The organism is Vibrio sp. Isolate30, from assembly GCF_022397975.1.
Classification (GTDB): Bacteria; Pseudomonadota; Gammaproteobacteria; order Enterobacterales; family Vibrionaceae; genus Vibrio; species Vibrio fortis.
This window is the reverse complement of sequence record NZ_JAKEUS010000013.1, coordinates 144,281-158,742: the sequence shown is the minus strand read 5'-3', so window position 1 is coordinate 158,742 and position 14,462 is coordinate 144,281. Positions and strand designations below refer to the sequence as shown.

13 protein-coding genes are annotated in these 14,462 nt (G+C 43.4%); 7 read left to right on the top strand and 6 right to left on the bottom strand.

Translation table 11 applies throughout. The features are described 5' to 3' along the window. Nucleotides 1-73: 73 nt before the first annotated feature. Nucleotides 74-1,339, bottom strand: coding sequence for a flagellin (locus L1D60_RS21710; RefSeq protein ID WP_239842932.1), 1,266 nt, complete (start codon nt 1,337-1,339; stop codon nt 74-76). A gap of 377 nt (nt 1,340-1,716) precedes the next feature. On the opposite strand from L1D60_RS21710, the gene L1D60_RS21705 reads away from it, so the two are divergent. Next, entirely contained in the window at nt 1,717-4,359 is a 2,643-nt protein-coding gene (locus L1D60_RS21705) for a hypothetical protein (RefSeq protein WP_239842931.1), read from the top strand. Between the two features lie 255 nt (nt 4,360-4,614). Here L1D60_RS21705 and L1D60_RS21700 read toward each other — a convergent pair whose 3' ends face one another. Beyond that, nucleotides 4,615-5,085, bottom strand: coding sequence for a Dps family protein (locus L1D60_RS21700; RefSeq protein WP_239842930.1), 471 nt, complete (start codon nt 5,083-5,085; stop codon nt 4,615-4,617). A gap of 152 nt (nt 5,086-5,237) precedes the next feature. Beyond that, nucleotides 5,238-6,131 carry a LysR family transcriptional regulator gene (locus L1D60_RS21695; RefSeq protein ID WP_239842929.1) on the bottom strand — a complete coding sequence of 298 codons (894 nt, stop codon included), beginning with the start codon at nt 6,129-6,131 and terminating at the stop codon, nt 5,238-5,240. A gap of 93 nt (nt 6,132-6,224) precedes the next feature. Between L1D60_RS21695 and L1D60_RS21690 the strand changes: the two genes are divergently transcribed. Then, nucleotides 6,225-6,686 carry a DMT family transporter gene (locus tag L1D60_RS21690; protein ID WP_239842928.1) on the top strand — a complete coding sequence of 154 codons (462 nt, stop codon included), beginning with the start codon at nt 6,225-6,227 and terminating at the stop codon, nt 6,684-6,686. Continuing rightward, the gene (locus L1D60_RS21685; protein ID WP_239842927.1) at nt 6,683-7,108 is read left to right on the top strand and encodes a DMT family transporter; all 426 of its coding nucleotides are present in this window, start codon (nt 6,683-6,685) and stop codon (nt 7,106-7,108) included. Before L1D60_RS21690 ends, L1D60_RS21685 begins: the two co-directional genes overlap by 4 nt. A gap of 85 nt (nt 7,109-7,193) precedes the next feature. On the opposite strand, the gene L1D60_RS21680 is transcribed toward L1D60_RS21685, so the two are convergent. Beyond that, nucleotides 7,194-8,744 (bottom strand): glutamate synthase-related protein, encoded by a 1,551-nt coding sequence (locus tag L1D60_RS21680; protein WP_239842926.1) that lies wholly within the window; start codon nt 8,742-8,744, stop codon nt 7,194-7,196. 131 nt (nt 8,745-8,875) lie between these two features. Between L1D60_RS21680 and L1D60_RS21675 the strand changes: the two genes are divergently transcribed. Beyond that, nucleotides 8,876-9,400 (top strand): GNAT family protein, encoded by a 525-nt coding sequence (locus tag L1D60_RS21675; RefSeq protein ID WP_239842925.1) that lies wholly within the window; start codon nt 8,876-8,878, stop codon nt 9,398-9,400. Between the two features lie 63 nt (nt 9,401-9,463). Here the strand turns inward: L1D60_RS21675 and L1D60_RS21670 are convergent, their stop codons facing one another. After that, nucleotides 9,464-10,498 (bottom strand): metal-dependent hydrolase, encoded by a 1,035-nt coding sequence (locus tag L1D60_RS21670; RefSeq protein ID WP_239842924.1) that lies wholly within the window; start codon nt 10,496-10,498, stop codon nt 9,464-9,466. A gap of 191 nt (nt 10,499-10,689) precedes the next feature. After that, nucleotides 10,690-11,580 carry a LysR family transcriptional regulator gene (locus L1D60_RS21665; RefSeq protein ID WP_239842923.1) on the bottom strand — a complete coding sequence of 297 codons (891 nt, stop codon included), beginning with the start codon at nt 11,578-11,580 and terminating at the stop codon, nt 10,690-10,692. Nucleotides 11,581-11,793: 213 nt separating this feature from the next. Between L1D60_RS21665 and L1D60_RS21660 the strand changes: the two genes are divergently transcribed. The 3 genes from L1D60_RS21660 (at nt 11,794) to L1D60_RS21650 (ending at nt 14,455) form a co-directional block, all read left to right on the top strand. Continuing rightward, nucleotides 11,794-12,639: an enoyl-CoA hydratase/isomerase family protein gene (locus L1D60_RS21660; protein ID WP_239842922.1), complete on the top strand. Its 846-nt coding sequence runs from the start codon at nt 11,794-11,796 to the stop codon at nt 12,637-12,639. A 147-nt stretch (nt 12,640-12,786) separates the two neighbouring features. After that, nucleotides 12,787-13,554 (top strand): nucleotidyltransferase domain-containing protein, encoded by a 768-nt coding sequence (locus L1D60_RS21655; protein WP_239842921.1) that lies wholly within the window; start codon nt 12,787-12,789, stop codon nt 13,552-13,554. 136 nt (nt 13,555-13,690) lie between these two features. Further along, a complete protein-coding gene (locus tag L1D60_RS21650; protein WP_239842920.1) occupies nt 13,691-14,455 on the top strand; it encodes a carbon-nitrogen hydrolase family protein in 765 nt (254 codons plus the stop codon). The last annotated feature ends 7 nt before the right edge of the window (nt 14,456-14,462 follow it).

Here is a 14,462-nt window from a genome sequence, read left to right as displayed (position 1 = left end):
TATGAGAATGCCCCTGACTCTATGTTGGGTTAGGGGATACGATAACTTTATTGTTTGGGGTGGGAAGCTAGCGTCAGCTTGTTAGTAGTGAAGTGATGCTTTTAGGTATGTTATTTGCCTGAGCAAGCATGCTAGTTGTTGACGTTGTGCGTATTTTCTCTTTGAGCATGTTTGTTGTTTCTTTAGCAAAATCAGTGTCTTTTATGCGACTATTGCTTTCATTAATGTTGATCTCTTGGTTGGACAAGTTATTGATTGCTTTATCTAACCGATTTTGTGTACTCCCGATATTTCCTTGAAGCTTATTAACTTGATGAAGGATTAGGTCACACGTGTAAATCAAAGCATTACGGTCATTAATGTAGTCTGTCTCATTCGGTTCATAATCTTCTATGTGTTCGAAGTCATGTTGAATCAACTCAGTCAGGCTCCGGTCCAAGCCAAAAGCGACAAATGGATTTCCTCCTTTAAGTAAATAACTTCTAGAACCATCTGGCTTGGTTAAATTGGCAAAGTGTTCACCTGATATTCCAAATATTTCTCCATTGGAATACTCAGAGCCTTTTTCATAGGCATAAGCTAAGATGCTTTGTTCTACACCATCATCATCTTCAAGATCTGTGATGAAAAATCTCACTTTTTCGTCAAACTGATTGTTGAGGTAGTTGACTACACCTTCAATATTTTGTCCTTCAGGGATTTCTATCCGTGTTTTTCTCTCCCCACTATTTTTAACAAAAAGAAAGTCAATGTAATCTCCTTTTTCGGTACGCCAATCTAAAGGGATAGGATCCCCAGTGTAAGATGAAGGGGTAGTTCGAATAATTCGCTCTTCGTTTAATGCTTCTAAATTTGGTAACCCGAAAAGCATTGTTTCACCTGTTTTAGATCCTATTTGAAAACGTAAGCTTTCTTTTGAGCCATTGAGCAGGTTCAATCCTCCGTAATGGCCGGTTTGAGTGATACGGTGTAGCTCATCACCCAGTGCTCGAATTTCTTTCTCAATTGCTTCAATGTCTTCTGGGGTATTTGTGCCATTTACAGATTGAAGAGCGAGATCTCTGATTTGCTGAATACTCGATGTGTACTCTGAGATCGCCCCTTCGGCAACTTGCAATATTGATACTGCATCATTTGCATTCCGCATAGAAACATCTAGCCCACGGCTTTGTGTGCTCAGGCGATTGGATATTTGTAATCCAGCTGAGTCATCTTTGGCTTGATTAATCTTTTGTCCAGAGCTCAACTTCTCCATGGAGGAAGCTAATCCTTGTTCTGAACTTCTGAGTCTGTTTCGTGCTTCTGCTGCGACATAATTACTTTGAACGGTTAAAGCCATGACAATTTATAGATTATTGGTTATTTTATTTCCTATATATGCAACATGGATGCCATGCTTTCGGTTGCTTATTTGGGGTGGCTTTTAGGGTTTAAAGTAATTGCCTTGAGTTATGTTTTTGATTTTCGGCAAAGTTTTGCCGGCAATACGAAAAGAGCTTAAAGCAATCGCTTTAAGCTCTTTTTCAATTCATTTGTATGACGCTAGGTCGAATTACTGAAGACAAGCGTTTTACGAGATGTGGATTTTTTGATCGATATTATATTAAATGTGAATGATTTAATGTAGTTTCATATCGCAATGTTGCGTATTAAGCTTTGAGTATAACAAACAATCGTATTGAGCAACTCATTTAATGTAATCATGGATAAGATCAAATGAAAAAACGTTGGTTGAACAACAAGAAAACGGTGACTGCGGCAGTTACAGCTGCGCTAGTTACAGGTTGTGGTGGTGGTTCAGATTCATCTAGCCCTACACCAATAACAGGCTTTACAGTCACGGCTTTAGATGGCTATTTGCATAAAGCAAGCGTTAAAGTAGATAACGATAACAATGGCGTTTGTGAAACCGATCTGGGTGTGACAGATGAAAAAGGCCAATTGAAGGTCGACGGTCAATATAAAGATAAACCTCTGTGCGTGACAGCAACAGCTGGCACGACGGTGGATATGACCCGCGGTATTGTTGAAAGTGCCTTCACATTGAAGGCACCAGCGGGTGCAGTTGTTGTTAACCCACTAACAAACTTAGTGGTAGAAAAACTAGAAAACGACTCAACGTTAGACTTAGCTGCTGCGCAAAAAAGTGTTGTTGATGCGTTAGTTGAGAGTGGGATCACTGTCGATAATGATGATGCGTTTGGAGATTACCTTTCTACCACCAATTCACCACAAGATGCATTGAAGAATAAGCAGCTTGAAGTGATTGGTGAAGTACTGGTCGATAACCACGATAAGCCTAACATCAATCCTGAGTCTAAACTGGCGATTGTTAAGCAAGTGGCGGCGGAAGTTAAGGACAAAACCAGTGCTGAAGAGCTTGAAGGTTTTAATCCGGTTGTCGGCGATATCAAGGAAGATGGTAGTGTTGATCCAATCATAGTTAACCATCGACCGAAGAGTACTGGCTCGAAAGCTCTTACCTTCAAGACTGAAATCTCTGTCGGTGGCACTACTAGTATCCATCTCGCTTCACAATATGGTTTAGCGTTTGAGGACGTCGATAGTGGTGACTCATTCACCCTTAAGGTATCCACTGATTCTGAATATCAAAATGGAGCGAGTCTAAGTAATGAAGGTGTGCTCTCCAATATCAAACATGATAAAGCAGGGGTTTATACTTTTTATATCTTTGCCATCGATTCTCATGGTGCACGATCCAACCCGGTGGAGCTGAAAGTTACCTTTACCTCACAAGACCTAGCACCAAGTATCGACGAAGAGACTAAAGCGACATTTGTGGAAACCATTAAAGCGATCGAGTTTACCAAAGGGATTGAATTCCCAGAGCAGGCCTTCAGTTTAGATGGCTTATTCATTGACGAAGATGTTGCAGCCTTAACCATAAATGCTGATACCGATGCCCGAGGAATGAGTGCGACAATTAATAATGGTCAGCTGGTCATTAAAGGAACGCCAGCGGTTGATGGTGAATTTAATTTGGTGGTGTGGGCACAGGATGCAGTTAACCAAGACCAAGCCAGAGTTAATATCTTCTATACTATCAAGCCATCAGATGTTGCGGTGACTCACCCACTTGAAAACAAAGTACTTTACTCCATTGATAACTCGGGTTCGACTGAACATCCGCAGCTAGGCTGTCACTCGATCAAGTTTGAAAATAACGTCCTTTATTTCTCTGATATTAGTACCGACTACATTTGTTCTGAGCCGAGCCTTCAAGGGGGAACATACAGTGTTGAAGGAGATATTATCAGGGCTGTGGTCAATGAGGGGGCTTCAGATGAAGTTGACGATATTTCTATTGTTAAAGCGTATGACTCCAGTCAAGGTTACCTGATCAAAGCTACTTCACAAACTAGTCAAACCAACGGCGCAGCTACTGTTTGGCTTCGCGATTTTTTCGTTACCAATAAACATGTGGAAAGTACGCTAAACATGCGCTCATCTGGTACCATTTACCGCTCCTTCTTCTGGCATAATAATGGTTATATAGACCCAGTAACAAGCGTGATGCTAAATGGCCTAAATGCTCTGAATAATCAACCAGTTGCGAGCGTATCTTTTGCATCAGTATTAACGTGTGAAGATGTTATGAGTGTCTACCCGACCTTCTATTTGTCTAACGAAAATCGCGCTACAGCGCTATCGACTGAATGTGTTACTAGTAGCGATACAAATCAACCAACGGTTCAATTCAATAGTCTTTCTGGTACTGGGGAAGACAATTTAGCCAATGGTAAGTTTTACACCATTAGCGCAGACCTTGCTCCGGCGTTTTCGGATAAGATGGCGCCTCTTGCGATGCGTATCGAGCATCAAGGTGTTCAATCTTGTACCATAGACGACGACTCATGGGGGGCAAATGACACACCCACGTCTCTATCTAGCATTGAACAGTATCAATCAGCGATTACTGACTGTAAAGCGGCGAGTAACACAGTTACGAACATCGAATCGGCAATTACTAATCTGCTATTAAACAAGCCTGTGAAACATTTCACATTGAAAAATCTAAGCCAAAGCTACGTCTTCTACGAGCAGCCAAATGGCGAGCGTAGCGTTAATGTGAAAGAGGGCTCACAAAGTGTTGGCATTGGCACTTGGGATTATGTGGATGGTAATATTGTCATTTCCAATGCTAAAGATGCTAATAACACGCCTATTAACCTTAAAGAGACGATTGCAATGACGTCTTGGAGGTATGACAATCTAGGTGTTGCAGTTAAAAGTTTGCTGCAAGAGCAAAGCTACGACTCGCTTGGCCTAGGTGAGTGGACAACACATGGCAGTGTTTCATCTGATGTTTATGTGATTGTTGTAGGTGCAGAGCATTAAATTCCCTTACAATTTCGATAAATCTGTCTATTGAAATATAAATCCGAGTGTTGGTTATACACTCGGATTTTTTAGCGAATCATTCTAATCAATTCAATCAAAGTCACCTAAGCTTTAGGTATGGTGACGGGGCCATATTAAACAAAACTAACCGGTTGATTCCATTCCTTCAGGCTGAGCTGATTTGGTTACGTGGTTAACCCATCACCTTCAGGTTCAGGCAAATTTTCTATTGTTATGTAGGACTTCACGGAATCACTGAAGGTAAGCGTTAAGCATCCACATTAGCTTTTCTTGCTCACGGATGTAGTCACCCATAAGAGCTGCTGTACCTTCATCAGATGCGTCACCTGCTTGTTCAAGAATATCGCGTTGTTTGACCAATAGCTCGCTGAAGCCACTTACAAGTCCAGTTACGCAGTTTTTACCTTGAGTGGCATTTTGATGTTCATTGATTGAACTTGCTTCAAGGTAGCGGCTAAACGCGTGATCGGGTGTGTGACCTAGCGTAAGGATACGTTCTGCGATTTCATCAATTTTGGTTTGAAGGTCAGTGTAGATCTCTTCAAATTTCACGTGTAGTTCAAAGAAAGATTCGCCTTTAATATTCCAATGGTATCCACGCGCATTCATATACAGGACTTGGTAGTGAGCAAGTAGCGAATTGAGTTCATGTGCAAGTTGTTGTGATTGTTGGTTATCTAGTCCAATAAAATTCTTAGTCATTTCGTATACCTTGTTCTTGTTAGGTTATTTTGTTTTGTTGGATACAGTTTATGTCGTACCGATAACTAAGAAAAATGGACATTTTCTATGTTTTTGATAGGTAAAAACTATCGAAATTTTGGGTGTTGAAATAGCATGGCTTGCCGTGGCTTTCAGTAGACCGAGCTCAATCTGTTCTCTAAAAAGTCAAGAAAAACTCTGACTTTTTCTGGGACGTGTCGACGTTCAGGGTAGACAGCATAGATGTTGTGTTGAGGTAGGTTGTAGTCATCGAGCACTTCAATTAATTGCCCTGAATCGAGGTATTTTCGGACTATGAACGTTGGCATCTGGCAAATGCCAAGCCCTTGTAACAACATCTCGCCAATTGCATCACTGTTGTTCACCACGAAGTTACCTTTCGGCTCTACTTTTGACTTCTCGTTGTCACGAAAGAAGGTCCACTCAACACCCGCTTGGAATAGGCTGTAATAGATACAATTGCGATCTTTTAAATCAGAGGGTGTTTTCGGAATCCCATATTCGGTCAGGTATTCTGGCGAGGCACACACAACGCTATCACATTTAGCCAGCTTTTTGGCAATCAGAGATGAGTCTTTGAGCTCACCAATGCGAATACCGACATCGTAACCGCCTTCAATCATATCCACGATTTTGTCATCCATATTCAATATGACTTTGATGTCCGGATAGAGATCGAGAAACTCTTTTAACAATGGCACTAGGTGTAATCTGGAAAACGTCATTGGGGCATTGATTTTCAGTGTGCCTTTAGGTTTTCCCTGATGGAGCGTGGTTGCATTAATCCCTTGTTGAGCGATGAACAATGAGTTGCGCGCATAGTCAGAGAATTGCTCTCCGGCTTCCGTCAGCGTGAGTTTGCGCGTACTCCGGTGAAATAAACGTGTACCGAGATTATCTTCCAAAGTTGAAATACGTTTGCTGACGGCGGATTTTGTCATACTCAAGCGCTCAGCCGCTGCAGAAAAAGAGCCGGATTCAACGACGGCGACAAAAATAGGTATGGCTGAAAATATATCTCTCATTGTTGAATTTTACTCAACTTAGTTGTTATCAACTGACTATTATACTCATTTAGTTACCTAATTATAATCATGCCAACTTTGAGAGGGTAGATTATGTTAGAGAAATTGAGTTTGAGCTTTTTGGCCGTATTCAGCGGTGTGTTATTGGCTTTGATGATTAATGTGAATAGTGAGTTGGCCGTTACAACTTCTGCTTTTCAAGCGTCCTGGATTGCTCATGGTGTCGGCGGCGTTGTTGCGAGTGTTCTGTATTTGATATTTAGGAGCCGTGGTAAGTCCTCCGAAAAGGTTGCGTTAAAGAGCCGATATTGGTTTGGCGGAATACCAGGTGCTTTTACCGTGGTTTTAGCTTCGATAACGGTGCAGAGTGAGATTGGCCTCACTGGAACCTTAGCCCTAGCGTTAATCGGACAATTTGCATTGTCACTTATCATCGAGCACTTTGGTCTGTTCAATCAACCGACGGTAAGGCTGTCGGTTGCCAATCTAGTTCCTATCTTTCTGGTAACAGCAGGGGCGCTGTTGATCATTTACGGTAAGGTGGGCGGCCAATGATTTTTGTGTTAATTGGACTATTAAATGGCTTCTGTATCACTTTGAGCCGGGTTTTTAATGGGCAGCTTTCCACGAAATACGGCGCGTTTCATGCGTCCCTAGTTAACCATGTTGTGGGTTTCCTGTTTTTGTCGTTACTGCTGTTCACGGTGTCGGTTTCATTATTAGACCCTTTGCATACTATGCCAAACGAACCAGAATTATATCTTGGTGGCGCAATAGGAGCTTTGTATGTCGCAGTTAACAGCTTCGTCATGGCGAGATTGGGTTCGACAAATTCCATCGTATTGGTGGTATGTGGACAGATGTTGTTTGGCCTTTTGATGGAGGTGTACACCAAAGATCTCGCGTTTTTAGAAATGCAAATTATTGGAGCAGGGCTGGTGATATTTGGTGTAATCTCGAAAGGACGCACTTCGTGATGGTGTACTTAATCTGCTGTTCTATACCTCGATTAAGTGCCTGAACTGTGATTGATAACGGGCAGCATGAAACTGCCCGATTTGCCTACTGACCCGTTAAGGTATAGCCAGAGTATTTGATACCTGAGAGGTGAGCCATTTCGCGATTCCAAGTCGCGAGATCGTTGGGGTTAAATTGATTGAGATGATTGTGACCACAGGCTCTCGCCATTACCGTCATTAGCGCAGTCGATGCTTCGAAGAAGTTCTTTAATTGGTTAGAAGCCTTTTCTATATTCAGACGCTGCCTTAAATCGGCTTTTTGGGTTGCAATACCTGCCGGGCAGTTATTGGTATTACACATTCTTGCCGCGACACAGCCGATGGACTGCATTGCACTGTTGGATATCGCGACGCCATCGGCTCCCAATGCCATAGCTTTAACAAAGTCCATAGGTACACGAAGGCCACCAGTGATGATGAGTGTTACGCGATCTGATGCCCCCGCTTTATCCAAGTACGCTCGAGCTCTCGCCAAGGCTGGTATTGTGGGTACACTAATGTGATCTCTAAACATCTCTGGGGCCGCCCCTGTACCGCCGCCACGACCATCAAGAATGATATAGTCTGCTGTTGCATCAAGTGCGAACTGGATGTCTTTTTCAATATGATTGGCGCTTAACTTAAAACCAATCGGTATTCCACCTGTCACTTCTCGTACGCGGTTGGCAAACTTTTTAAAGTCGTCAACGGTATTCAGGTCTTTGAATGTTGGGGGAGAAATCGCCGAAGTACCAGCTTCAATGCCTCGCACCTCCGCTATTTTTCCGATGTTTTTGGCTCCGGGTAAGTGCCCTCCAGTCCCTGTTTTTGCACCTTGTCCTCCTTTGAAGTGAAAGGCTTGGACGTTTTTCAACTTAGACTCTTCAAATCCAAACCCAGCACTGGCTAGTTCGTAAAAGTATCGGCTATTGGCAGCCTGCTCTTCTGGAAGCATGCCTCCTTCGCCTGAGCAGATCCCTGTTCCTGCAAGCTCAGCACCAGTGGCCAGTGATACTTTGGCTTCTTCAGAGAGTGAGCCAAAACTCATGTCGGACACGAACAAGGGTATGTTGAGTCTAAGCGGCTTTTTCGCCTTAGGGCCGATGACTAATTCTGTGGAAACAGGAACATCCTCCATTAGTGGTTTAGTGGCCATTTGAGCGACCATGACCTGAATATCGTCCCAATGGGGAAGTAAGTGCCTCGGTACGCCCATGGAAGTCATAGGGCCATGATGTCCCATCTTAGATAATCCTTCCCGTGCTAACTGATGGATAAATTCCACTGTAGGTTCAACCTTGGTAGCCGTCGCTACTGGCATAGCATCGACAGTTTGGATTTGTACGCCTGGGCCTTCAGTTCCTATGTTTGAGGCAGAAAATTGCTTATGGGAGCCATCACAGAATGGAAGGTTTTGGGAGTGTTTGCATTGGCAGAGATAACTGTCACCGTTCTCTTCGGCTGCAAAAGCTTTGGGTTTAAAATCAGTTCCCGCATGAGAACCGTCACAGAAAGGTTGGCTTTTTGACCGTCCACAAGTACAAAAGTAGTACTCTTGGTTAGCCTTCAGTTCAACCTTAATAGGTTTGTTATTTGCGACTATTGGTTTGCTCATCATCACATCCATATATTATTCATTTTTTATGGTTTGCTATCAGGCTAAAGTAAAGATGGACATCGCGAATATTGCAATTAAGCTCGGCGGTAGGGCTTTCCATAGAATGGATAAAAGAATAGGGATATAGAGTGGAACAAAAACGTATAAATATAAGACCTGCTAGATCCAGTGAATTGCTTGAGGTACATGCTTTGGTTACCTCTAACAATGAATGGACTAAGTACAATGGGCCTTATTTTTCATATTCACACCCAACGTTAGAGCGGTTTGAAGCATCGTTTTTCAAGCGGCTTCTTGAGGGGACTGACTTGCAACTTATTACTGCAGACGATATCCCAATTGGAACCGTTAACTGTTATTGGGAGTGTGAAGAAACACGTTGGCTCGAGGCTGGCGTGGTTATTTATGATGCCGATTATTGGGGACAGGGCATTGCTGCACTCGCTGTCTCACTCTGGGTTTCTTATCTATTTGCGACCAAAGAGATTGAGAGAGTGGGCCTAACTACATGGTCGGGTAACCCACGAATGATGTCGCTTGCGTCAAAGCTTGGCTTCCAACAAGAAGCGAGGTTGCGCAAAGTGCGCTACTTTGAGGGCGAATACTATGACTCAGTGAAATATGGTGTGCTTCGATCTGAGTGGGAAGGGTGATGCTGTCACTTTTCTAGTAACAGCCAGTGGTGAAAACCTTTAGTTCAAACCACTGGCAGTCAATTATTGCTGCGGATTGTAGCTCATTTTCATGGTCTTTAAATTAGCATCAATGCTCTGATCGCCTTTTAATCGCTGCCAAAGGGGAGCAAGTAAATCCAAGCTTCGTTCACTTGGGTAACGTTGAGTGGCTTCAAGCAATCTCCACTCACCATTGCCGTCTTTCTCCGCAAAGACGAACTCAAATGATAGGTTATCCGCCATCCCTAAACGTAAGTCAGATACAATTAAGGCGTCTTCTTCCACTCTATAGTTTAAGTAACCATGAGAAAATGCGTTGAGTCCCTTTAATGTGTTTGGTTTCTCTTTCAGAGGCCAATGCCCGAGTGGACGAGCGATAAAATCAATGTGTTTGTCTTTATCTAAAACTGAAGCCAGCCCCTCCCAGTACTGTCCATCGTCCATAACAACTACGCGCCATAACAAGGTGTTAAACGCCGTCGGAGTAATCAGCACTTGTTGGCTAGGGAGTTTTTGAGCGAGTAAGTTTTGTTCAACACGTTCAGAGATGACTTGCTGTGACACATAGCCCCATCCTAAATAGAGAGTGGATAGCAATACAACACTTTGGCACCATCGTCCTCCTTTGTGCTTAGACATCAATGCAAAGCCAATCCCCAGTAGCAAGGGTAGGGTGTATAAAGGGTCGATAATGAATACGTTGCGAAGCTCGAAATACCCTTCAAATGGCCAGATTAGCTGAGTGCCATAGGTAGTCATCGCATCCAAAAAAGTATGCGTCACTAATACGCTGACAGTTAGAAAGAACACTCTCGACAGTGTCCAGAAAGAGTCAGAGTATCGAAGGCAATACAACCATGAAATCAGCAAAGCTAAAGGTGGAAGAGTCAGTAACGAGTGGCTAAAGCCTCTGTGCTTAATGGTGTTTTGAACTGCGTCACCGTAATCCAGAATGACATCTAAATCAGGTAGTGTGCCCAAGGCAGCTCCCGCTAGTAGAACTTTCGCGTTACAGCGCTTTCCAGCAATCGCACCAGCGACGGTTGCGCCTAGTGCTGCTTGAGTGACAGAATCCATATCGCCCGTATTAATGTTATTGAAAGATTACGTTGATTCAGAAAGTAAATTGAAGACGTTGGCGAGTCAAACATCTAATGTGTCCTTAAGTCCTAATTTACTTACTTTTACATAATTGTGGCCTTGTACATCGTTCCAAATTTGGTGTGTTTGCGCTAAACGGATAGACAGCATAATGGTATGAATTGAGTTTAATCCCAGTAAGGCGGTGTCCCATAGTAGTTAGAGAAGTAGTCTATAAAGGCCCGCACTTTCGGTGCTAATAGTCTGGAACTTGGATACACCGCCCAAACGTCAGAGTTGTCTAATAGAGTGTAATCTTCTAATACCTGGATCAGACTGCCGTCACGTAGCTGTTGATAGGCAATCCAAGTCGCGCACTTAGCTATCCCCATTCCATCAATTGCAGCATCTCGCACAGCCTCTCCGTGATCGACTTTGATCTTGCCTTTGACCTTAATATGTTGCACGCCTTCTAGAGTGTCGAAAGCCCAAGACTCAAGGCCTGTCTGATTGATGCACTGGTGGTTTTTGAGTTCAGATGGGTGCTTGGGCGTTCCATACTCGGCGATATAGTCGGGAGAGGCGACCATGATTCGTTTGTCTGTGGCGAGCTTTTTTGCAATTAAGGTTGAGTCTTTTAAATCTGCATTACGAATTGCAATATCGAACCCTCCTTCAATCAGATCCACCATAGAATCTGTTAGTCGTATATCAACGGAGAGATCCGGATACTTTGCCAAAAAGCCTTTTAAAGCGGGGATCAAGTGCATACGGCCAAACGAAGCGGGAGCCGTAATTCTAATTGTACCTTTAGGGCAGGCTTTTCCTGTTCCTACATTGGCTTGAGCAGCATCGACACCACTGATGATCTCTTCCGCATAGGGTAAAAGTGCTTCCCCTTCTTCTGTGAGAGAAACCTTGCGTGTCGTGCGATGAATCAGCCTAGCCCCTATGCTCTCCTCAAGCTTATTTATGTGCATACTAGCGACTGGAGCAGACAAGCCCAATTCCTTACCTGCTTGACTAATATTGTGTGTGCAAGCAATTCGCACAAACAACCGTAGATGCTCTAAATTCATTCAGTACAATCCTTATATTTCAATGAAGCGAGCGGGTGAGGCTAGCTCTTAGGTATTCATATACTAAGCCTAAAATGACAAATAAATTATTTAATTATCGTTAATACAGATTGTAATTCTTGTTGATTGTTGTGTGAGAAATAACGCCATAGGATTTATTGGGTGACACACTTTTTGCCATTCATATTAAAGATAATCAATGGAGAGTACATTATGAAATATTCAGGATTTCAAACGTTTACAACAGAACAGAAAGACGGAATTCTAACCGTTACGTTCGATTTCGGTACGGTAAATGTTCAAGGGCAAGAGATGCTTGCAGACTTAAATATTCTGGCAATGAGACTAGAGCGTGACCGCAACACTAAAGTTGTTGTTTTCCAATCAGCAAACCCTGAAGTCTGGGTTTGCCACTACGATACGGAATTGCTAAAAGACATGTCGACTGAAGCGGTTTCACGTGAAGAAGCTCAGCTTCTCGACCTACAGTCTGTATGTGAGCGAATCAGTAAAGTGCCGCAAGCCACAATAGCTAAGTTAGAAGGTTTTGCTCGTGGGGGCGGTCATGAGCTAGCCCTTGCGCTAGATATGCGCTTCGCTGCCCGTGGAAAATTCAAGTTCATGCAGATGGAAGTCGGTATGGGGATTCTACCTTGTGGTGGTGGCGCATCACGTATGGCACGTCAGGTCGGCCTAGGTCGCGCGCTTGAGATTGTGCTTAGTGCCCGCGATTTTGATGCTGATGAGGCAGAAGCTTATGGCACCATTAACAAGGCTTTAGAACCAGACGAAATTGGCCCTTACGTTGACGCACTCGCGCAGCGCATTTCTAAATTCCCTGCGGAATCTATCAATGCTTGTAAACAAATGGTGTATGAATCAATTGATAAGCCTATTGATGAAGCGTTAAAAGCAGAGGCATACTGGTTATACCAAGCGACAAGTAAGACAGCAGCCGTTAAGCGTTTCCAGATTGCAGACGATCAAGGTCTAGAGCACGATATGGAAAACCAGCGCAACTGGGAAGAGTTAGTGATGAAGGTTCAAGACATTAACTAAGATTATTGGTCACTCAAATGACGAAAAGCTCCTGATATTCAGGAGCTTTTTATATGGCGTTGGTTCTTGAATTGGTGTCACGTGTGTTTTATCGTCAAGGCAATAGTGATCAAGATAGTGTTTGATTGAAGGGTAAGATAAGCAGGTATGCAGCTGACAAATAATGGGCTCGATGAGCTGGGGTTTATCCGCAATAATTATTCGGTTGATAAGATTCAACCTGAGTTTAAACCTGTCGTCGACAGTGTGGTTCAGCAACTAACGCAACGACTCCCAGCGCAAATTGATGGAATTTATTTGTATGGCAGTGTGCCAAGGGGCACAGCTGTCGTAGGCCGCTCAGATCTGGATATATCTATTATTCTCAATACGCCAATTACAGAATCATTAGAGCGGATATTCCAAGAGATAAGCAATGCAATTCCCGATATTCACCCGGAGATCAGTAAGATCGATATCGATCCGGGTTATCTCAATATCATTCAAAACCCACAAGAGCTTTATCACTGGCAGTTCTGGCTTAAACACTGTTGTTGCTGTGTATGGGGTAACGACAGAGCGGTTTCCTTCGTCAAACATAAGCCCAACTTAGAGATAGCTTTTGCGCTCAATGGAGACTTACCTGCGTTCTTGGAACAAATGGCCGATAGCTTCTCTAAAATGGACGACAAAGCGGTTGCGAAGATACTCGGCAAGAAGTTAGTGAGGGCAGCGTACTATTTTATCGCAGCAAAAGATGAGAGTTGGTACATCGATTTATCTCAATGTGCTCAAGCTGCGAAAAAGTACTACCCTGACCAACAAGAGGATATTGGGCTTGCGTACTTATTCGCACGTGGAAAGCTCACATCAAAAGCAGACGCGTTAGAACTCTACCAGCGATTAAGTGGCAAGATTAATGAAGTGGCGACTTAAGCGCTTCATCTGAATCATAACTCTTGGCAATTTCATTGTGCGCTAAATCAAAAGGTGAAGTGCCTATTCTGGAGCTCATTGACGGATTTCTATACTCTTCAGCGATCATTTTGAAAGTTATCTTGGGAGTAGAAACGTGCAGAGTAGTATTACCATTAGCTTGCCGCAGGTACCTGTAATGAAGGGCGATGTATCTGCTAACTTGAAGCATCACATCAGTGCGATTGAAATATCCTCTCAGCATAATGCAGACGTTGTCGTCTTTCCTGAGTTATCTCTTACTGGTTACGAGCCTGAGCTTGCTGCTGAATTGGCGTTTGACCCAGAACCTTCAGCTTTCAAAGAACTGTCGCAAGCAGCCATTACACATCATGTTATCGTGATCGCGGGTTGCCCTTTAAAATCCTCTGAAACTTCAAAGCCTACGATCGGTTCTGTAATTTGCTTTCCTGATGGAAGGGTTGAGTTTTACTCCAAACAATATCTCCATTCTGGTGAAGAGGTATTCTGTTCGAGAGGAGAGCAAGATTATTATTTCCAACTCAATGGCAATCAGATCGCGCTTGCTATCTGTGCGGATTTTATAGAGCCATTGCACTCTACGCGAGCGAAGGCCATGGGCGCAGATGTTTATCTGGTGAGCGCGCTCATTTCAGAGATGGGCTTTGCCCCAGATTCTAAGTTGCTATCTGATATTGCCTCAACACATAAATTTCCTGTGCTGCTAAGTAACCATATATCTGTGACTGGCGGCTGGGATACATGTGGCAAAAACTCTATCTGGGGAGTTAATGGTAATAGAGTAATGTTGTCGAATACCAAAGAGGAATGCGTGGTGTTATGTACCATTGATAACGGACGCATCGAAGCTCACTGTGTTAAGGGAACGGCATTGGCGTAACTCGTAA